At 70.3% G+C, this 19452-nt stretch carries 14 protein-coding genes and 1 rRNA gene; 5 read left to right on the top strand and 10 right to left on the bottom strand.

What is annotated here, in order from left to right:
• The 4 genes from ACZ6AQ_RS16880 to thyX all read right to left on the bottom strand — a co-directional run.
• Positions 1–274: ribosomal RNA gene (locus tag ACZ6AQ_RS16880) — 16S ribosomal RNA — on the bottom strand; the annotation flags it as partial.
• A 531-nt stretch (positions 275–805) separates the two neighbouring features.
• Positions 806–2491 carry a ribonuclease J gene (locus ACZ6AQ_RS16875; RefSeq protein ID WP_468760462.1) on the bottom strand — a complete coding sequence of 562 codons (1686 nt, stop codon included), beginning with the start codon at positions 2489–2491 and terminating at the stop codon, positions 806–808.
• 115 nt (positions 2492–2606) lie between these two features.
• A complete protein-coding gene (gene dapA / locus ACZ6AQ_RS16870) occupies positions 2607–3506 on the bottom strand; it encodes a 4-hydroxy-tetrahydrodipicolinate synthase (RefSeq protein WP_468760461.1) in 900 nt (299 codons plus the stop codon).
• Between the two features lie 179 nt (positions 3507–3685).
• Entirely contained in the window at positions 3686–4426 is a 741-nt protein-coding gene (thyX, locus tag ACZ6AQ_RS16865) for an FAD-dependent thymidylate synthase (protein ID WP_388699648.1), read from the bottom strand.
• A gap of 211 nt (positions 4427–4637) precedes the next feature.
• On the opposite strand from thyX, the gene ACZ6AQ_RS16860 reads away from it, so the two are divergent.
• Together ACZ6AQ_RS16860 and ACZ6AQ_RS16855 are read left to right on the top strand one after the other, a co-directional pair.
• A complete protein-coding gene (locus ACZ6AQ_RS16860) occupies positions 4638–4877 on the top strand; it encodes a hypothetical protein (protein ID WP_388699646.1) in 240 nt (79 codons plus the stop codon).
• Positions 4878–4931: 54 nt separating this feature from the next.
• Positions 4932–5492, top strand: a complete 561-nt coding sequence (locus ACZ6AQ_RS16855) for a hypothetical protein (protein WP_468760460.1) — start codon at positions 4932–4934, stop codon at positions 5490–5492.
• Here ACZ6AQ_RS16855 and ACZ6AQ_RS16850 read toward each other — a convergent pair.
• The 6 genes from ACZ6AQ_RS16850 to eccD form a co-directional block, all read right to left on the bottom strand.
• Positions 5482–5934, bottom strand: coding sequence for a hypothetical protein (locus ACZ6AQ_RS16850; protein WP_468760459.1), 453 nt, complete (start codon positions 5932–5934; stop codon positions 5482–5484). The two genes, ACZ6AQ_RS16855 and ACZ6AQ_RS16850, sit on opposite strands and share 11 nt — an antisense overlap.
• Positions 5935–5939: 5 nt before the next feature.
• Positions 5940–6692 carry a 4-hydroxy-tetrahydrodipicolinate reductase gene (gene dapB / locus ACZ6AQ_RS16845; protein WP_468760458.1) on the bottom strand — a complete coding sequence of 251 codons (753 nt, stop codon included), beginning with the start codon at positions 6690–6692 and terminating at the stop codon, positions 5940–5942.
• 27 nt (positions 6693–6719) lie between these two features.
• Positions 6720–8099 carry a M16 family metallopeptidase gene (locus ACZ6AQ_RS16840; protein WP_388699637.1) on the bottom strand — a complete coding sequence of 460 codons (1380 nt, stop codon included), beginning with the start codon at positions 8097–8099 and terminating at the stop codon, positions 6720–6722.
• Entirely contained in the window at positions 8096–10315 is a 2220-nt protein-coding gene (locus ACZ6AQ_RS16835; protein ID WP_388699634.1) for a polyribonucleotide nucleotidyltransferase, read from the bottom strand. The genes ACZ6AQ_RS16840 and ACZ6AQ_RS16835 overlap by 4 nt, the downstream gene beginning before the upstream one ends.
• A 280-nt stretch (positions 10316–10595) precedes the next feature.
• Positions 10596–10886, bottom strand: a complete 291-nt coding sequence (rpsO, locus tag ACZ6AQ_RS16830) for a 30S ribosomal protein S15 (RefSeq protein ID WP_388699632.1) — start codon at positions 10884–10886, stop codon at positions 10596–10598.
• A 200-nt stretch (positions 10887–11086) separates the two neighbouring features.
• Positions 11087–12562, bottom strand: a complete 1476-nt coding sequence (eccD, locus tag ACZ6AQ_RS16825; protein ID WP_468760457.1) for a type VII secretion integral membrane protein EccD — start codon at positions 12560–12562, stop codon at positions 11087–11089.
• Between the two features lie 170 nt (positions 12563–12732).
• Here eccD and eccCa point away from each other — a divergent pair, with 170 nt between their 5' ends.
• The 3 genes from eccCa to ACZ6AQ_RS16810 all read left to right on the top strand — a co-directional run bounded on the left by eccCa (position 12733) and on the right by ACZ6AQ_RS16810 (position 19452).
• The gene (gene eccCa, locus ACZ6AQ_RS16820; RefSeq protein WP_468760456.1) at positions 12733–16698 is read left to right on the top strand and encodes a type VII secretion protein EccCa; all 3966 of its coding nucleotides are present in this window, start codon (positions 12733–12735) and stop codon (positions 16696–16698) included.
• A 151-nt stretch (positions 16699–16849) separates the two neighbouring features.
• Complete coding sequence (locus ACZ6AQ_RS16815) at positions 16850–17278, top strand: hypothetical protein (protein WP_468760455.1); 429 nt, start codon at positions 16850–16852, stop codon at positions 17276–17278.
• An 11-nt stretch (positions 17279–17289) separates the two neighbouring features.
• Positions 17290–19452 (top strand): hypothetical protein, encoded by a 2163-nt coding sequence (locus tag ACZ6AQ_RS16810; protein ID WP_468760454.1) that lies wholly within the window; start codon positions 17290–17292, stop codon positions 19450–19452.

Below are 19452 nucleotides of genomic sequence, written 5' to 3'. Positions count from 1 at the left end.
TCGTCGCCTTGGTAGGCCATTACCCCACCAACAAGCTGATAGGCCGCGGGCTCATCCTTCACCGCCGGAGCTTTCCACCCGCCGAGATGCCTCGGCGGGTCGTATCCGGTATTAGACCCCGTTTCCAGGGCTTGTCCCAGAGTGAAGGGCAGATTGCCCACGTGTTACTCACCCGTTCGCCACTAATCCACCCCGAAGGGCTTCATCGTTCGACTTGCATGTGTTAAGCACGCCGCCAGCGTTCGTCCTGAGCCAGGATCAAACTCTCCGTGAATGTGTACCCGTAATCGGGTGAAACACTCGCGTTGAGCGGGACAGCCAGACCGGAATAAGGCCGGCTGCCCACAGCGTCCTCGCTGTGTGTGCCACCCCGGCAAAGGGGCGGACTTGATTTTTCAAAGGAACCTCGACCAACCGGACAGGTCCGGCCGGACGGGGTATCAACTAATCTGGCGTTGATTTTTGGCACGCTGTTGAGTTCTCAAGGAACGGACGCTTCCTTCGTACTCACCCTCACCGGGCTTTCCTCCGGGCTTTTCCCTTCGGTCTTGCGTTTCCGACTCTATCAGATCTTTCCGATCCGATTTCCCCGGTGCTTTCCGGTCCCTTTCGCTTTCGCTCCGGGTCCTTCCGGCGGTTCCGACTTTATCAGAAGTTCTGAGTCGGTCTTTCCGCCTCCCGTTCGGCCTTCCGGGCGCACATCGGCGCCGGGGCTTCCCGTTCTGGCGGAGCCGTAAACGTACTGGAGCGGGGCGCCCCGATGCAAATCGTGGCGCCCCGCTCCTGTTCGCGCTGGTCAGCGCGGTCAGACCTCGACGACGACCGGAAGGATCATCGGACGCCGGCGGTAGGTGTCGGAGACCCACTTGCCAACGGAGCGGCGGATCAGCTGCTGGAGCTGGTGGGGCTCGACGACGCCGTCCTGGAAGGACTTGTTGAGCGCCTGGTCGATCTTCGGGAGCACCGCGTCGAACGCGGAGTCGTCGATGCCGGAGCCGCGGGCGTGGACGTGCGGGCCGCCCACGATCTTGCCGGACGACGAGTCGATCACGACGAAGACCGAGATGATGCCCTCCTCGCCGAGAATCCGGCGGTCCTTGAGGGAGGTCTCGGTGACGTCGCCGACCGAGAGGCCGTCCACGTACACGTACCCCGCCTGGACCTTGCCGGTGATCCGGGCGCGGCCGTCGACCAGGTCGACGACGACGCCGTCCTCGGCGATGACGATGTGGTCCTTGGGAATGCCCGTCATCGCGCCGAGTTCGGCGTTGGCGCGCAGGTGGCGCCATTCGCCGTGGACCGGCATGAGGTTCTTCGGCCTGCAGATGTTGTAGAAGTACAGCAGCTCGCCGGCCGAGGCGTGGCCCGAGACGTGGACCTTGGCGTTGCCCTTGTGGACGACGTTCGCGCCCCAGCGGGTCAGGCCGTTGATCACGCGGTAGACCGCGTTCTCGTTGCCCGGGATCAGGGACGACGCCAGGATCACGGTGTCGCCCGGGACGATCCGGATCTGGTGGTCGCGGTTGGCCATGCGGGACAGGGCCGCCATCGGCTCGCCCTGGGAACCCGTGCAGACGAGCACGACCTCGTCGTCCGGCAGGTCGTCGAGGATCTTCACGTCCACGACGAGGCCGGCCGGGACCCGGAGGTAGCCCAGGTCGCGGGCGATGCCCATGTTGCGGACCATCGAGCGGCCGACGAAGGCGACCCGGCGGCCATACTCGTGGGCGGCGTCGAGGATCTGCTGGATGCGGTGCACGTGGCTGGCGAAGCTGGCCACGATGATCCGCTTCGGGGCGTTCGCGAAGACGTTCCGCAGGACGTTCGAGATCTCCCGCTCCGGCGGGACGAAGCCCGGGACCTCGGCGTTCGTCGAGTCGGACAGCAGGAGGTCGATGCCCTCCTCGCTGAGCCGCGCGAACGCGTGCAGGTCGGTGAGGCGGCCGTCCAGCGGGAGCTGGTCCATCTTGAAGTCGCCGGTGGCGACGGCCGTGCCCGCGGGGGTGCGGATCGCGACCGCGAGCGCGTCCGGGATGGAGTGGTTGACCGCGATGAACTCGCAGTCGAACGCGCCCAGGCTCTCCCGGTCGCCCTCCTTCACCTCGAGGGTGTAGGGGCGGATGCGGTGCTCCTGGAGCTTGGCCTCGATCAGCGCGAGGGTCAGCTTGGAGCCGATCAGCGGGATGTCCGGCTTGAGCCGGAGCAGGTAGGGGACGGCACCGATGTGGTCCTCGTGCCCGTGCGTGAGCACGATGCCCTCGATGTCGTCGAGGCGGTCCCGGATGATGGTGAAGTCCGGCAGGATCAGGTCGACGCCGGGCTGCTCCTCCTCGGGGAAGAGGACGCCGCAGTCGACGATGAGCAGACGGCCGTCGAACTCGAAGACCGTCATGTTCCGGCCGATCTCACCGAGCCCGCCGAGCGGGATGACGCGCAGGGCGCCCTTCGGCAGCTTCGGCGGGGCACCGAGTTCAGGATGCGGATGACTCAAAAGACTCTCCTCACCACGCACGCCACGTACCCCCTGGCACGTGGCGCGCATGACATTCGTGCACTTGCTGTTGTGGTTTTCGACTGGTGACGATGTTCAGTTGTGAAGTCGTTGATCAGAGTTCTACCCCGCCGGCGGCCAGATCGACCTTGAGCTGCTCCGTCTCCTGCGGGGAGAGCTCGACGAGCGGGGGCCGCAGCGGGCCGGCGGGGAGGCCCTGGAGGGCGAGGGCGGCCTTGGTGGTCATGACGCCCTGGGTGCGGAACATGCCGGTGTAGACCGGGAGCAGCCTCTGGTGGATCTCGGTCGCCTTCTGCACCTCGCCGCCCAGGTGGGCGTCGAGGAGGGCGCGGAGCTCCGGGGTGGCGACGTGGCCCACGACGGAGACGAAGCCGCAGGCGCCGACGGAGAGCAGCGGCAGGTTGAGCATGTCGTCGCCGGAGTACCAGGCGAGGCCGGAGCGCGCGATGGCCCAGCTCGCGCCGGCCAGGTCGCCCTTGGCGTCCTTGTTGGCGACGACGCGCGGGTGCTCGGCGAGGCGGACGATCGTCTCGGTGTCGATCGGGACGCCGCTGCGGCCGGGGATGTCGTACAGCATCACCGGGAGCTCGGTGGCGTCGGCGATGGCCGAGAAGTGCCGGTACAGGCCCTCCTGCGGAGGCTTGTTGTAGTAGGGCGTCACGGCGAGGAGGCCGTGGGCCCCGTCGCGCTCGGCGGCGCGGGCCAGCTCGACCGAGTGGCGGGTGTCGTTGGTGCCGATGCCGGCGACGACGTGGGCGCGGTCGCCGACCGCCTCCCGTACCGCTCGTACCAGCTCCGATTTCTCCGCGTCGCTGGTGGTGGGGGACTCGCCGGTGGTGCCGTTGACGACGAGGCCGTCGTTGCCCGCGTCCACCAGGTGGGTGGCGAGCCGCTGGGCACCGTCGAGGTCGAGTGCGCCGTCCGCCGTGAAGGGCGTGACCATGGCGGTGAGGACCCGCCCGAAGGGGGTCTGCGGAGTGGAGATCGGAGCCATGGGTACCACGCTACTCGCTGCTCAGCACCGGGTGCCCCTCTGGGGGGACGGGAGAGAAGGAGCCCGGCGCTGCCTGCTCGGGGGTTCAGGCAGCGCCGGGTCCGTTTGATCAGCCTAGATGAACTTCTCGAAACCCCGCAATACGGACACTTCGCATGGCGGGGTCGGACATGTGTGCCCTACGGGGCCACACGGCCGTTCTTGTTGAAGGCCGCGTGGGTCAGCGGCATCAGCCGGGCCCAGTGCTCCTCCATCCGCTCGCCGACCATCTCGATCTCCCGCTGCGGGAAGGACGGGACCGCGGCCAGCTCGTGCTGGGTGCGCAGGCCCAGGAAGTGCATGAGCGAGCGCGCGTTGCACGTGGCGTACATCGAGGAGAAGAGCCCGACCGGAAGGACCGCGCGGGCGACCTCGCGGGCGACGCCGGCGGCCAGCATCTCCCGGTATGTCTCGTACGCCTGCCGGTAGGAGTCCTCCATCGCGCGGCTCGTCAGCTCGTGCTGCTCCGGGGTGCCCTCGACGAAGACGTACTTGCCGGGGCGGCCCTCCTGGACGAGCTTGCGGGAGGTGTCGGGGACGTAGAAGACCGGCTGGAGCTCCCTGTAGCGGCCCGATTCCTCGTTGTACGACCAGCCCACGCGGTGCCGCATGAACTCGCGGAACACGAAGATCGGGGCGCTGATGAAGAAGGTCATCGAGTTGTGCTCGAACGGGCTGCCGTGGCGATCCCGCATGAGGTAGTTGATGAGGCCCTTGGAGCGCTCGGGGTCCTTCTGGAGCTCTTCGAGGGACTGCTCGCCCGCCGTGGAGACCCGGGCGGCCCACAGGACGTCGGAGTCGGCCGCCGCGCTCTTGACCAGGTCGACGGTGACGTCGCTCCTGAAGTCGATCTTCACGTTCTCGGTGGGGCTGTCGCTCACCAGCGGTCCTTCCAGTCGGGGTGCAGCCGCCCACTTTAACGAGGGTCCTCCGGAGGTCGGACCCCCTCCTCCTGGAGTCCTCCTGGAGGACTGCATTCGGCCGGTTTGGTGAAATCCTTGGCGAAAACGGGCACCAAAGGACCGGTTTCCTCGTCTGTACAGGTGAATACACGACGACACCCCCAGACGACATCCCAGGAGAGTGGCTCTGATGTTCCGCCGGAAAGAGGCCGTACCGTTCGCGTTCGTCGTGGAGGCCGACCACTTTCGCAGTAACGTCACTCCGCCGCCCCGGGAACGTCCCAGCGCCTCGCAGATCGTGGGCCGTACCCTGCTCGGACTGACCGTCGTGGCCGGTCTCGTCGGGGCGCTGGTCTTCGGGATGCCGTCGCTCCAGTCGGGCGAATCGGCCGCCCGCCAGCAGCAGTCCGCGGCCTCCGAAGGCCACTGAGGTAGCCTCACCGGGCATCGCCCCTTCGAGCGTGCTTGTGAGTGAGGACCTGTCGTGCCCCTGCCCTTCCTGACGGCCGACCGTGCTTTTGACACGACCGACCCTGTCGCCCTGCCGTTCGACGACCACGACCAGTGGCGCCGTCCGTACCGGCCGGGGTCCTGGCGGGTCGGGGCGGCGGCGCTCTCGCTGCTGCTCGCCTCCTTCGTGCTCCTCGCCGCGGTGATCGTCGCCGCGGCGGGCTCCTTCGGCGGCGGGGGCGTCACCTTCGGCATCGCCCTGCTCATCATCCTGGCCACGCTGCGGATGCTGCGGATGGGCACCTGGGTGAGCCGGGCCGGCGTGCGGCGCGTGGGCTTCCTCTCGACCCTCACCGTGCCGTGGGCCGATGTGGCGTCCGTACGGACCGCGCAGCAGCCGGTGCGCTGGCTGGGGCTCCCCCGTACCGTCCAGGGACAGGCCCTGGTGCTCGGCCGCCGTCGCGGTGAGCAGCTGCTGCTGCTCACCGACCACGGCGCCGACTTCCTCTCCCGGGTGGAGGCGTTCGACCGGGCCGCCGACACGGTCGAGGCGTGGAACGCCGAGTACGGCACGGCCCCGGTCGCTACACGCTGACCGGACGCCCCTCGTGGAGCGCGATGGCCCGCTGCATCGCCTGGCGGGCCCTGGGGGTGTCACGGGCGTCGTGGTAGGCGACCGCGAGCCGGAACCAGCAGCGCCAGTCCCCGGGCGATTCCTCCGCCTCGGCCTTGCGCCGCGCGAAGACCTCGTCGGCCGAGTCGCGGTCGATCCGGCCGCCCGCCGTGCGCCGCAGCTCGTCGACGGGCAGGCCGCCCTCCGCCTCCAGTTCGGCGGCGAGACGGTTCGCCCGGCGCGCGAAGCGGGTGTTCTTCCAGAGGAACCAGCCGCCGACGAGCGGCAGCAGGAACGCCACCGCGCCCATGCCCATGGCGGCCGGCTCGCCCGTGAGGAGCAGCAGGACGCCCTCCATCGCCACCACCCCGAAGACGAGCACCAGGACGGTGGCGAGGAAGACGTACGTGATCTTTCCGCCCATGGCCGTCAGCCCAGGTCCAGGAAGTGTTCCAGGCCGAAGGTGAGGCCCGGGGCGGTGGTCACGCGGCGGGCGCCCAGGAGGATGCCCGGCATGAAGCTGGAGTGGTGCAGGGAGTCGTGGCGGACGGTGAGGGTCTCGCCCTCGCCGCCGAGCAGCACCTCCTGGTGGGCCAGCAGGCCCCGGAGGCGTACCGCGTGCACGGGCACGCCGTCCACGTCCGCCCCCCGCGCACCGTCCAGGGCGGTGGTCGTGGCGTCGGGCTGCGGAGCGCGGCCTGCCTTCGACCGGGCCTCGGCGATGAGCTGGGCGGTGCGGGTGGCGGTGCCCGAGGGGGCGTCCACCTTGTTCGGGTGGTGCAGCTCGACGACCTCGACCGACTCGAAGTACGGGGCCGCGAGCTGGGCGAACCTCATGGTGAGGACCGCGCCGACGGAGAAGTTCGGGGCGATGAGGACGCCGGTCCCCGGAGAGGCGTCGAGCCAGGTCCGCAGCCGCGCGAGGCGCTCCTCGGTCCAGCCGGTCGTGCCGACGACCGCGTGGATGCCGTGGCGCACGCAGAAGTCGAGGTTCTCCATCACCGAGTCCGGAGTGGTCAGCTCGACGACGACCTGGGCGCCCGCCTCGGTGAGCGCCTCCAGTCCGTCGCCGCGGCCGAGGGCCGCGACCAGTTCCATGTCCTCGGCGGCCTCGACGGCCCGGACCGCTTCGGAGCCGATGCGGCCCTTCGCGCCGAGGACCGCCACGCGCAGCTTGCTCATTGCTCTTCCTTAAGGGGGACTCGTGGGTCAGGAGACCGCTTGCCGGAGGCGGTCGGCCTGCTTGTCCTTCAGCGGGCCGATCACCGCGAGCGAGGGCCGCTGCTCCAGTACATCGCGGGCGACCTCCCGGACCTCGTCCGGGGTGACGGCGGCGATCCGGGTCAGCATGTCGTCGACCGACATCTGGGTGCCCCAGCACAGCTCGCTCTTGCCGATGCGGTTCATCAGCGCGCCGGTGTCCTCCAGGCCGAGCACGGTCGAGCCGGAGAGCTGGCCGATCGCGCGGCGGATCTCCTCGTCCGTGAGGCCGTCGGAGGCGGCCTTGGCCAGCTCGTCCCGGCAGATCTCCAGGACGTCGTGGACCTGGTTGGGCCGGCAGCCCGCGTACACCCCGAAGAGGCCGCAGTCGGCGAAGCCCGAGGTGTACGAGTACACGCTGTAGGCCAGGCCGCGCTTCTCGCGGACCTCCTGGAAGAGGCGGGAGGACATGCCGCCGCCGAGGGCGGTGTTCAGCACGCCGAGGGCCCAGCGGCGCTCGTCGGTGCGGGCCAGGCCCGGCATGCCGAGGACCACGTGGGCCTGCTCGGTCTTGCGGCCGAGGAGTTCGACGCGGCCCGCCGCGCGCAGGGTGCGGGCGCCGTCGCGGGGGGCGACGGGGACGGCGTCGGCGCGTCCGAGGGCGCCGGCCTTCTCGAAGGCGCGGCGGACCCGGCGCACGACCGTGGCGTGGTCGACGTTGCCGGCGGCGGCGACGACCAGGTGGGTCGGGTCGTAGTGCTTCTTGTAGAAGCGGGCGATCTGGCTCCGGGTGAGGGCGTTGACGGTGTCGACGGTGCCGAGGACCGGGCGGCCCAGCGGGGTGTCGCCGAACATCGTCTGCGCGAACAGCTCGTGCACGACGTCGCCGGGGTCGTCCTCGGTCATCGCGATCTCTTCGAGGATGACCCCGCGCTCGGCCTCCACGTCCTCGTCGAGGACGAGGGAGCCGGTCAGCATGTCGCAGACGACGTCGATCGCCAGCGGCAGGTCGGTGTCGAGGACCCGGGCGTAGTAGCAGGTGTACTCCTTCGCCGTGAAGGCGTTCATCTCGCCGCCGACCGCGTCGATCGCGGCGGAGATGTCGAGGGCGGACCGCTCGCGGGTGCCCTTGAAGAGGAGGTGTTCCAGGTAGTGCGTCGCCCCGTTGAGCGCCGGGGTCTCGTCGCGGGACCCGACGTGCGCCCAGATGCCGAAGGTGGCGGAGCGCACGGAGGGAAGGGTCTCGGTGACGACGCGGAGGCCGCCGGGGAGGGTGGTGCGCCGGACCGTGCCGATGCCGTCCCTGCCCGGGAGAAGCGTTTGGGTACGGGCGACGGCCCGCCCCTCGGAGGAGGGGCGGGCCGTCGCGCGGGAACTACGGGACGTCACTTGGCGGCGTCGTCCTTGTCACCCTCGGCGGCGTCCTCGTCCGCGATCACGGGGATCAGGGAGAGCTTGCCGCGCTGGTCGATCTCGGCGATCTCGACCTGGACCTTGGAGCCGATCGCGAGCACGTCCTCGACGTTCTCCACGCGCTTGCCACCGGCGAGCTTGCGGATCTGCGAGATGTGCAGCAGGCCGTCCTTGCCCGGGAGCAGGGAGACGAAGGCACCGAAGGTCGTGGTCTTGACGACCGTGCCCAGGTAGCGCTCGCCGACCTCCGGCATGGTCGGGTTGGCGATGCCGTTGATCGTGGCGCGGGCGGCCTCGGCCTGCGAGCCGACCTGGGCACCGATGTAGATGGTGCCGTCGTCCTCGATCGTGATCTCGGCGCCGGTGTCCTCCTGGATCTGGTTGATCATCTTGCCCTTGGGGCCGATGACCTCGCCGATCTTGTCCACGGGGATCTTGACGGTGATGATCCGCGGGGCGTTGGGGGACATCTCGTCCGGGGTGTCGATCGCTTCCATCATCACGTCGAGGATGTGGAGGCGGGCGTCGCGGGCCTGCTTGAGGGCCGCGGCCAGGACGGAGGCCGGGATGCCGTCCAGCTTGGTGTCGAGCTGGAGGGCGGTGACGAACTCCTTCGTACCGGCGACCTTGAAGTCCATGTCGCCGAAGGCGTCCTCCGCACCGAGGATGTCGGTGAGGGCGACGTAGTGCGTCTGGCCGTCGATCTCCTCGGAGATCAGGCCCATGGCGATGCCGGCGACGGGGGCCTTGAGCGGCACGCCGGCGTTCAGCAGGGACATGGTGGAGGCGCAGACCGAACCCATGGACGTCGAGCCGTTGGAGCCGAGGGCCTCGGACACCTGGCGGATCGCGTAGGGGAACTCCTCGCGGGTCGGGAGGACCGGCACGAGGGCGCGCTCGGCGAGGGCGCCGTGGCCGATCTCGCGGCGCTTGGGCGAGCCCACGCGGCCGGTCTCGCCGACGGAGTACGGCGGGAAGTTGTAGTTGTGCATGTAGCGCTTGCGGGTCACCGGGGAGAGGGTGTCCAGCTGCTGCTCCATGCGGAGCATGTTGAGGGTGGTGACGCCCAGGATCTGGGTCTCGCCACGCTCGAAGAGCGCCGAGCCGTGCACGCGCGGGATGGCCTCGACCTCGGCGGCGAGCGTACGGATGTCCGTGATGCCGCGGCCGTCGATGCGGACCTTGTCCTTGATGATGCGCTCGCGGACCAGCTTCTTGGTCAGCGCGCGGTAGGCGCCCGAGATCTCCTTCTCGCGGCCCTCGAAGGCCGGGAGGAGCTTCTCGGCGGCGAGCTCCTTGATGCGGTCGAGCTCGGCCTCGCGCTCCTGCTTGCCGGCGATGGTGAGCGCCTGGGCCAGCTCGCCCTTGACGGCGGAGGAGAGCGCCTCCAGGACGTCGTCCTGGTAGTCGAGGAAGACCGGGAACTCGCCGGTGGGCTTGGCGGCCTTGGCGGCGAGGTCCGACTGGGCCTTGCAGAGGACCTTGATGAAGGGCTTCGCGGCCTCGAGACCGGCGGCGACGACCTCCTCGGTCGGCGCCTCGGCACCGTCCTTGACCAGCTGGATGGTCTTCTCGGTGGCCTCGGCCTCGACCATCATGATCGCGACGTCGCCGTCCTCCAGGACGCGGCCGGCGACGACCATGTCGAAGACGGCGTCCTCGAGCTCGGTGTGCGTCGGGAAGGCGACCCACTGGCCCTTGATCAGGGCGACGCGGGTGCCGCCGATCGGCCCGGAGAAGGGCAGGCCGGCGAGCTGCGTGGAGCAGGAGGCGGCGTTGATGGCGACCACGTCGTACAGGTGGTCGGGGTTGAGTGCCATGATCGTCTCGACGATCTGGATCTCGTTGCGCAGGCCCTTCTTGAAGGAGGGGCGCAGCGGGCGGTCGATCAGGCGGCAGGTGAGGACGGCGTCCTCGGAGGGGCGGCCCTCCCGGCGGAAGAAGGAGCCGGGGATCTTGCCGGCCGCGTACATCCGCTCCTCGACGTCCACCGTCAGGGGGAAGAAGTCGAGCTGGTCCTTGGGGCGCTTCGAGGCGGTGGTCGCCGAGAGGACCATCGTGTCGTCGTCCAGGTAGGCGACGGCGGAGCCGGCGGCCTGCTTGGCGAGGCGGCCGGTCTCGAAGCGGATGGTGCGGGTGCCGAAGGCGCCGTTGTCGATGACGGCCTCGGCGTAGTGGGTCTCGTTCTCCACTATGGGTTTCTCCTACGTGTTCGTCTTTGCGTCCCGGGCCCGTGTGGCCGGGGACGGTGTGCGACGGCGGCGGAGAAGCGCTTCTGAGGCGGGCCGGTCTTCGATCGAAGCACCCGGGGATTCGGTTCCGGGGGCCACTACCGAGGACCGGCGGCCGGCCGGCGGCTTCTCGCTCGTCGTATGGGGTTGTGCTACCAGACTAAAGGGACGCGCGGGTTTCTCGCACGTACGGCAAAGGGAGCGGCCCCCTGAACATGGGAACCGCTCCCTCCACGGCGTCCTACTTGGCGCCGCCGGCCGCGCCGCGGCGGATGCCGAGGCGGTCGACCAGCGTACGGAAGCGCTGGATGTCCTTCTTGGCCAGGTACTGCAGCAGGCGGCGGCGCTGGCCGACCAGGATCAGCAGACCACGGCGGGAGTGGTGGTCGTGCTTGTGCTGCTTGAGGTGCTCGGTCAGGTCCGAGATGCGGCGGGTCAGCATCGCGACCTGGACCTCAGGGGAGCCGGTGTCGCCCTCCTTGGTGCCGAACTCGGCCATGATCTGCTTCTTGACGGCGGCGTCGAGAGCCACGCGGATCTCCTCTTGGTTCGTGCGCCCGCGAGTGCCCCTGGTCTGGTTCTCAGGGGAAGCTTCCGTGACTCGGCGGGCGAAGGTCCGATGGGCGCAGCTTCCAGAGGCTTCGAGGGCTTCCGGGAGCGCGTACACAAACGGCCGTCACACAGCGTACCAGTTCGCCGGAGCGGCCCCGGGGGCCCCCTCCCGTCGGCGGGCTACGCGCCGGTGAGGGAGCGGACCGTGGTGAAGACGTCGAGGACGGCGAGGCAGAGCGGGACGAGGGAGAGCAGGACGAAGCCCTCGGTCAGGTCGAGCAGGCGGCCCCAGAAGGGCGAGAGCCCCTTCTTCGGGACGATCAGGCCGATCGCGGTGACCAGCGCGGCTCCGCCGGCGACGGCGGCGGTGAGCCAGATCGTACGGATGTCGAGGCCGCCGCGGTCCCCGTACACCAGGAGATCCCCGACCAGGTCGGCCGGCGGGTTCAGGGAGAGGCCGAGGACGAGCAGCGCGATGGCGGCGATGCCGGCGACCAGGGCGCAGGCGACCTGGGAGGTGTAGCGGAAGAGGCGGGCGCGCAGCAGCATCGCGAGGCCGGAGGCGAGGGCGAGGAGCTGGCCCCAGACGTTTCCGGCGAAACCGAGGACGGCGGCGGAGCCGACGACGACGGCCGCGCAGCCGCCGACCAGGCCGAGAAGCATCTCGTGGCCGCGGCGGGCCTGGAGCGCGATGCGCTCGCCGTCCACGGGACGGGCCTCCCCGCCGGGCTGCCGCGGGTCGCCGAGGAATTCGTCGTCGGCGGCGCTGCGCGGGGCGGCGTAGCCGATGGGCAGCCGGGCGAAGCGTGCGGAGAGGCCGGGCAGGAAGGCGACGAGGCCGAGGGCGACGGGGGCGCAGACGGCGGCGGTCCCGGTGGCGGTCGCCCCGGTGAGGATCGCGACGAAGGTGGCGAGGGTGCCGACGGCGGCGAGGAAGGTGGCGGCGACGAAGGGGGCGTCCCCGCTGGGGGTGAGCGCGACGAGGACGACGGAGGCGACGAGGACGGTGACGCAGCCGAACAGGAACTGGAGGCGGCCGGGGCCCTGGCCGGCATCGGGGCCGACGATGCCAGAGCCGGCCAGGAGCAGCAGGGGCAGGGCGCCGAGACCGAGGGCGACGGCGGTCGGCCGGTCCCGGTAGACGCGGGCGCGCACGCCGGCGAAGGCGGTGAGGAGGAGGCCGGCGGCGCCCGCGACGATACCGGGGAGGCCGTGCATGTCGTGGCGGACCGGGTCGGCGTACCAGAGGACGAAGTTCATGAGGACGAGGAGCAGCACGCCGCCGAGGAGTCCGGCGCCGCGCAGCAGTTCGTCGCTCCACAGGTGCCGGTCGCGGGTGACGGCGGAGGCGACGGCGTCGGAGACGTCGTCGTAGACGGCCGGCGGCAGGGACCGGGCGAAGGGGCGCAGGGAGAGCACGTCGCCGTCGAGGACCCGCTGGGCGGCCAGGGTGCGGGCGCCGTCCAGGACGGATCCGTCGCGGCGGACCAGGTGGTAGCCGGTGGGGGTGCCCGGGGCCTGGGTCTGGCCGGTGAGCCGCAGGATCTCCGGGTAGACGTCGGCGACGGCGATGTCCTCGGGGAGCGCGACGTCGATGCGGCTGTCCGGCGCCACGACGGTGACGCGGCAGAAGCCGGTCGCTGCGGTCGTACTCACGGTGTGGACCCCCTGATTCGCGGTTGCGCACGATGCGCGCGCCACCCTACCGGGGAGCGCCGTAAGGGGCTGCACGTAGGATCACCGCCCATGGGGGAAGTCCGCGCGCCCGGCTGCCGGTGCGGATGCTCCTGCCACGAGCCCGTCTCCAACGAGGGATTGATGCGCCGGTGAGCCAGATCGTCGTCAAACGCCCGCCGAGGTCCCTTCCTCCTGAAGTACCCGGTGAGGAACTGGTTCTGGAGCCTCCGCCGGAACTTCCGCGGGGGCAACAGGAGTCGGCGCTGATGCAGTTGCTCCCGATGCTCGGCATGGGTTCGTCGGTGGTGTTCTTCTTCATGACGCCGTCGCCGATCATGCGGATCATGGGCGTGCTGATGCTGGCGTCGACGGTCGGCATGGCCATCGCCCAGGTCGTGCGGTTCCGTCGTGGTACGCAGGGGCAAATGGCGGATGTCCGCCGCGACTACCTCAAATACCTCGCGCAGACCCGGCGCACGGTCCGCCGCACGGCGCGCGCGCAGCGGGACGCGCAGCTGTATCTGCACCCCGCTCCCGAACAGTTGTGGTCGGTGGTGGCCGAGGGGTCGCGGGTGTGGGAGCGGCGGATCGGCGACCGCGACTTCGGGCAGGCCCGCATCGGCCTGGGGGCGCAGCGGCTGGCGACGCCGCTGGTGGCGCCGGAGACGGCGCCGGTGGACGAGCTGGAGCCGTTGTGCGCGGGGGCGATGCAGCAGTTCCTCGCGGTGCACGGCACGCTGGACGGACTGCCGATGGCGGTCTCGATGCGGGCGTTCTACCACGTGACGGTGTCGGGCGATCCGGAGTCGGCGCAGGCGGCGGCGCGGGCCCTGGTGGCGCAGCTGGTGACGCTGCACTCCCCCGACGACCTGACGCTGGCCGTGGTGGCGGCGCGGCCGGCGTGGGAGCGGTGGGACTGGACGAAGTGGCTGCCGCACGCGCAGGTGCCGGGGCAGGTCGACGGGGCCGGTACGAGGCGGCTGTTCGGCGACGACCTGGGTGAGCTGGAGCAGTTGCTGCGCTCCCGGCTGGACGGGCGGCCCCGGTTCTCCCGGGAGAGCCGGCCGGTGCTGGACCAGCCGCACGTGGTCGTGGTCCTGGACTCCGATTCCACCCGCGGCGGCCTGGTGCCGCCGGACTCGCTGCTCGCGGCGGCCGAGGGCCTCCAGGGCGTGACGATCGTGGAAGTGGTGTCCGGCGAGCTCGACGAGCCGCGCGGCGGCCTGTCGGTGGTGGTGCGGCCGGGCCGGTTGCGTCTGGAGTCGGGCGGCGGCTTCGCGTACGAGGGGTTGCCGGACGGCATGTCCCTGCCGGCGGCCGAGGCGCTGGCCCGGCAGCTGGCGCCGCTGCGGACGGGCGGCGGGGACGACGACGAACCGCTGCTCGCCAACCTGGACTTCACGGATCTGCTGAACCTGGGGGACGCGGGTTCGGTGGACGTGGCCAGGACCTGGCGGCCCAGGACGGTGGCCGAGCGGCTGCGGGTGCCGATCGGCGTCGGCGAGGACGGGCAGCCGGTCATGCTGGACCTGAAGGAGGCCGCGCAGGAGGGCATGGGCCCGCACGGACTGTGCGTGGGCGCGACGGGTTCCGGCAAGTCGGAGCTGCTGCGGACGCTGGTCCTCGGTCTGGCGGTGACGCACTCCTCGGAGACGCTGAACTTCGTCCTCGCGGACTTCAAGGGCGGCGCGACCTTCACGGGCATGTCGCAGATGCCGCACGTGGCGGCGGTCATCACCAACCTGGCGGACGACCTGACGCTGGTGGACCGCATGGGCGACGCGATCCGCGGCGAGCTCCAGCGGCGCCAGGAGCTGCTGCGCTCGGCGGGCAACTACGCCAACATCCACGACTACGAGAAGGCGCGGGCGGCGGGCGCGCCGCTCGAACCGCTGGCGTCGCTGGTCCTGGTGATCGACGAGTTCTCCGAACTCCTCAGCGCCAAGCCGGACTTCATCGACATGTTCATCCAGATCGGCCGGATCGGCCGTTCACTGGGCGTGCACCTGCTGCTGGCCTCGCAGCGCCTGGAGGAGGGCAAGCTGCGCGGCCTCGACACGTACCTCTCGTACCGGATCGGTCTGCGGACCTTCTCGGCGGCGGAGTCGCGGACGGCGATCGGCGTGCCGGACGCGTACCACCTGCCGTCGGTGCCCGGTTCGGGCTACCTGAAGTTCGGCACGGACGAGATGACCCGCTTCAAGGCGGCGTACGTCTCGGGGACGTACCGGGCGGACGGGCCGCGCCCGGAGGCGGGGCAGCTGCCGGTGGAGCGGCGGCCCGTGCTGTTCACGGCGGCGCCGGTGCCGGTGGTGTACGCGGCGCCGGACCCGGCGTACCCGGCAGGGCGGGGCGCGGAGGAGGACGAGGCCCTGGCGGACACGGTCCTCGACGTGATCGTGCGCCGTCTGGAGGGGCAGGGGGTGCCGGCGCACCAGGTGTGGCTGCCGCCGCTCGACCGGGCGCCCTCGCTCGACCAGCTCCTTCCGGGGCTCGCGCGGACGGCGGAGCGGGGCTTCACGGCGACGGAGTACACGCGCCGGGGCGCGCTCACCGTGCCGCTCGGGCTCATCGACAAGCCGTTCGAGCAGCGGCGCGAGGTGCTGTACCGGGACTTCTCGGGCGCGGCCGGCCACATGATGGTGGTCGGCGGTCCGCAGTCCGGGAAGTCGACGCTGCTGCGGACGCTCGTCTCGTCGTTCGCGCTCACCCACACCCCGGCCGAGGTGCAGTTCTACTGCCTGGACTTCGGTGGCGGCGGCATGGCGTCGCTGGCGGACCTGCCGCACGTCGGCGGGGTCGCGTCCCGGCTCGACCCGGAGCGGGTGCGTCGGACGGTCGCGGAGGTGATGGGGGTGCTGAACCGGCGGGAGGAGTTCTTCCGCGCGCACTCCATCGACTCGATCGGGACCTACCGGCGCAAGCGGGCCGCGGGCGAGCTGCCGGGCGAGGCGTGGGGCGACGTCTTCCTGGTGGTGGACGGCTGGGGCGGCTTCCGCAACGAGTACGAGGGCCTGGAGGGGACCGTGTCCGATCTGGCCGCGCGCGGCCTCGGCTACGGCATCCACGTGGTGATCACGGCCTCCCGGTACATGGAGGTGCGGGCGGCCCTCAAGGACCAGATGCTGGGCCGGCTCGAACTGCGGCTCGGTGACGTCATGGACTCGGAGTTCGACCGGAAGGTCGCGGCGAACGTGCCGACCGGGGTGCCGGGGCGCGGTCAGGTGCCGGAGAAGCTGCACTTCATGGGGGCGCTGCCGCGGATCGACGGGTCGAGCGTGAGCGACGACCTCGCGGCGGGCACGGCGTCCTTCGTCGAGGCCGTGCGGACCGGCTGGCAGGGTCCGCCGGCGCCGCCGGTGCGGCTGCTTCCGCACAAGCTGTCGGCCGACCGGCTGCCGAAGGGCTTCGAGTTCCCGCAGCACGGCGTCGCGATCGGCATCGACGAGACCCGCCTGGAGCCGGTCTTCGTCAACTTCGAGACGGATCCGTTCTTCCTGATCTTCGGCGAGAGCGAGTCCGGCAAGACGAACCTGCTGCGGCTGATCGTCCAGCAGATCGCCCGGCGGTACTCCCCCGACGAGGCGAAGCTCGTCGTGGGCGACTACCGGCGGGCGCTGCTCGGCAGCCTGCCGGAGGAGCACCTCCTGGAGTACGCGCCGATGGCGAGCTCGATGCAGATGCACATGGAGGCGCTCTCGGGCGTGTTCGCGCGCCGGCAGCCGCCGCAGGACGTGACGCCGCAGCAGCTGCGGGACCGGAGCTGGTGGTCGGGTCCGCAGGTCTTCATCGTCGTCGACGACTACGACCTGGTGGCGACGAGCGCGGGGAACCCGCTGGCGCCGCTCGCGGAGTACCTGCCCTTCGCGCGGGACACGGGTGTGCGGTTCATCATCGCGCGCAACAGCGCGGGGGCCTCCCGCTCGATGTACGAGTCCTTCATGCAGCGCGTCAAGGAGCTGGGCGCGCAGGGCGTCGTCCTGTCGGGCGACCCGGCGGAGGGCGATCTGCTCGGGGCGGTCCGCCCCCGTCCGATGCCGCCGGGCCGCGGATACTTCGTGGGGCGCCGGGGCGGGGCGTCGCTGGTGCAGACGGGGCGGATGCCGGAGCTGTGACCGGGCACGGCCGGGCACCGGCCCGGGGCGGGAGCCTCCGCCCCGGGCCCGCCCGGCGGTCTTCACGTCTGCACAGACGTCGTTGGACGTGCGCACCTCAAAACTGAAAGCATCGCACCAGCCCGGCCGAGGCTCGACCAAGGAGGAGACCGTGTCGTTCGAAGACGAGTGGGCCCAGCACAAGACCGCCGCCCTGGAACACCAGTCGTCGAGCACGCGGCTGAACCAGGTGCCCTCCGACCCGGGTGGGGGCGGGGACCAGCCGGACCTGGCGACGTCACCGGCCAGGAAGAAGGCCGCTGCCGGAACCATCGAGAACCACATCCAGCCCGATGTGAAGGCGGCCGCGGACGCCGGCGACGAGGGCACCAACGGCGCCGTCGCCGAGTTCAAGGGCTGGGAGACCGCGACCGGGCTCAAGAAGGCCCACGACCACTGGGACAGCCAGGTGAAGCGCCTGATGGCGCGGCTGGACTCGGAGAAGACCGCGCTGCGGAGCGCGTCGACGCTGTTCACCAACAACGACATCGTGACGGGGTACAGCTTCGCTCCGGCGCAGTCCAAGGTCTCGGGTCTTTAGGGGGAAGAGCGATGCCGACGTACCAGGAGATCATGGAGATCGACCTCGGCAAGCTGAGCACCGCCGCCGACGGCTGGAAGAGCATGGCGGAGAAGTTCAAGAAGGTCGAGGACATGTACGAGAAGGAGGTCCAGAGCGTCGCCACGGGCGGACCGCTGTGGACCGGCCGGGCTCAGCAGGTCGGCGCGACCAACTTCGGCATCACCCGCAAGGAGCTCGACTCGGCGCAGAAGGAGGCGCGCGCCATGGAGTCGCTCCTCCGGGACGCGCACAGCACGTTCACCGAGCTCAAGGGCCGGGTGAAGGCGGCGGTCGACGAAGCCGTGGCCGCCGGCATGAAGGTCTCCGAGTACGGGAACGCCAGCTACGACTTCAGCAAGGTCAGCGCCCAGGAGGCCAACGCCGTCCGCCACGACCCGGGCCTGCGGGACGTGGAGATGTCGTACACGACCAAGATCAACGACGCGGTCAAGGCAGTCACGGAATTCGACGCCGACGTCAAGACCGCCCTGCTCAACGCCTCCGGGGCGGACGGCACCGCGCCCCTGGGCTTCAACGCGAAGCCGGTCGGCGACGTCGAGGCCGTCGAGGCGCTGGCGCTGTCGGAGAAGGTCCGCGAGGGCAAGGCGTCGAAGGCGGAGCTGGAGCACTACCGCGAGATCCTCGAACAGAACTCGAAGGACAAGCACTTCAGCGAGGCGTACCTCGACGGCCTCGGCGCGAAGGACGCCCTGAAGATAGCGGACCGGATGAACCTGGCGTCGAACGAGCGGGGCATCCCGGCCGGCGAGAAGAAGCTGTACGACTCGATCAACGCCGGCCTCGCGGACACGATCGCCTCCGGCACGAAGGACCCGAACAGCTACGCGTACCGGCCGTTCGTGGACGGCCTCAAGGGGCTCGGCACGGAGAACTTCGGGCGCTACGGCAACGTGACCAACGGCTACCAGGTCCTCGTCACGATGATGAAGCAGGGAGACCCCAAGGCGTACGGCAAGGAGTTCCTGAACGAGATCGGCGACGACATGATCAGGATCGAGAAGGAGAAGCCCCGCGTCTGGCAGCACTTCTTCGACGGCCAGCGGCCGAACCTCGCCCACGACCCGCTGGACGGCCTGCTCGACATCATGAGCAAGGACCCCAAGGACGCGGAGTACTTCCTCGACCCCAAGGCCCCGGGGAACACGAACGAGCACCTGAAGTTCCTGCTCACGGACCGGAAGTGGCCGGACCCGGTGATGAATCCCGTTTACGGGGCCCCCATGGGGATGGACGACCCCTTCAAGGCGACAGGTCTGGGCAACGCCATCCAGGCGGCGGCGACGGGACACGAGCCGGGCGAGAAGCTCGGCCCGGTGGGACCGCACACCGAGGGGCAGGCGCGGGTCATGCAGAGCACCATCACGTTCCTGGACGACGACAAGGGCGGTGCCGAGTTCCCCGAGGAGCTCTCGAACATCAAGCAGCCGATGGCCCGGGCCCTCGCCGACTACGTGGCCGACACCCACATCACGCTCAACGGCCAGGAGTCGGAGTACGGCGGCGCCGGCGGCAACCCCGACATCACGGGCAAGGGCGACAACGCACACATCGCGGTGGGTCAGGAGAGTCTGGTCCGCGTCATGCGCGGAATCGCGGACGACGGTCCGTCGTACGCCCTGATGTACGAGGCGGAGCGGGCTTACTCCGCGAAGCTGCTCGCGGAGGCCCCGGCCCCGCCCCCTGAGACCGACCCCGTGCACGGTCAGAGCGCCGAGTGGGACCACCGTTCGAAGAACATCGGCTTCGCGATGGGCGCCCTCAACGAGATCGGCGCCGACGTCTACATCGACAAGGGCAAGGAGAAGTCGGACTGGGCCGAGGAGACCGCCGAATACTCGGCCATCGCCGGCAACGCGCTGATCGGTGAGATCCCCTTCGTGGGTACGGCGGGCGGCGCACTGATCGACTCCGTCAAGTTCGACTGGGTGAAGGACGTCCAGGACGTGGCGGAGGAGCAGGCGAGGAAGGAGTCGAGCGACTCGTACTCGTCGGGGACAGACGGGCTGAACACTATGTTCGACGCATGGCACAAGCGCGAGGACCTGGGCGAAGGCCCCTTCAATTCCGCCAAGGACGCTGCGAGCGGGGGCCACTCCGACGGCATCGGCGCGGCCAAGAAGTACCTGGGGTGA

This window comes from Streptomyces sp. NPDC041191, from assembly GCF_055591945.1.
Note: the sequence above shows the minus strand (reverse complement) of the source record. Positions and strands in the feature narration are given on the sequence as shown.

Excerpts from the sequence above, each read along its gene's own strand:
- ACZ6AQ_RS16850 (WP_468760459.1), bottom strand. The coding sequence starts at position 5,934 with ATGGGCGGAAAGATCACGTACGTCTTCCTCGCCACCGTCCTGGTGCTC.
- dapB (WP_468760458.1), bottom strand. The coding sequence starts at position 6,692 with ATGAGCAAGCTGCGCGTGGCGGTCCTCGGCGCGAAGGGCCGCATCGGC.
- ACZ6AQ_RS16810 (WP_468760454.1), top strand. The coding sequence starts at position 17,290 with ATGCCGACGTACCAGGAGATCATGGAGATCGACCTCGGCAAGCTGAGC.
- ACZ6AQ_RS16860 (WP_388699646.1), top strand. The coding sequence starts at position 4,638 with ATGTTCCGCCGGAAAGAGGCCGTACCGTTCGCGTTCGTCGTGGAGGCC.
- dapA (WP_468760461.1), bottom strand. The coding sequence starts at position 3,506 with ATGGCTCCGATCTCCACTCCGCAGACCCCCTTCGGGCGGGTCCTCACC.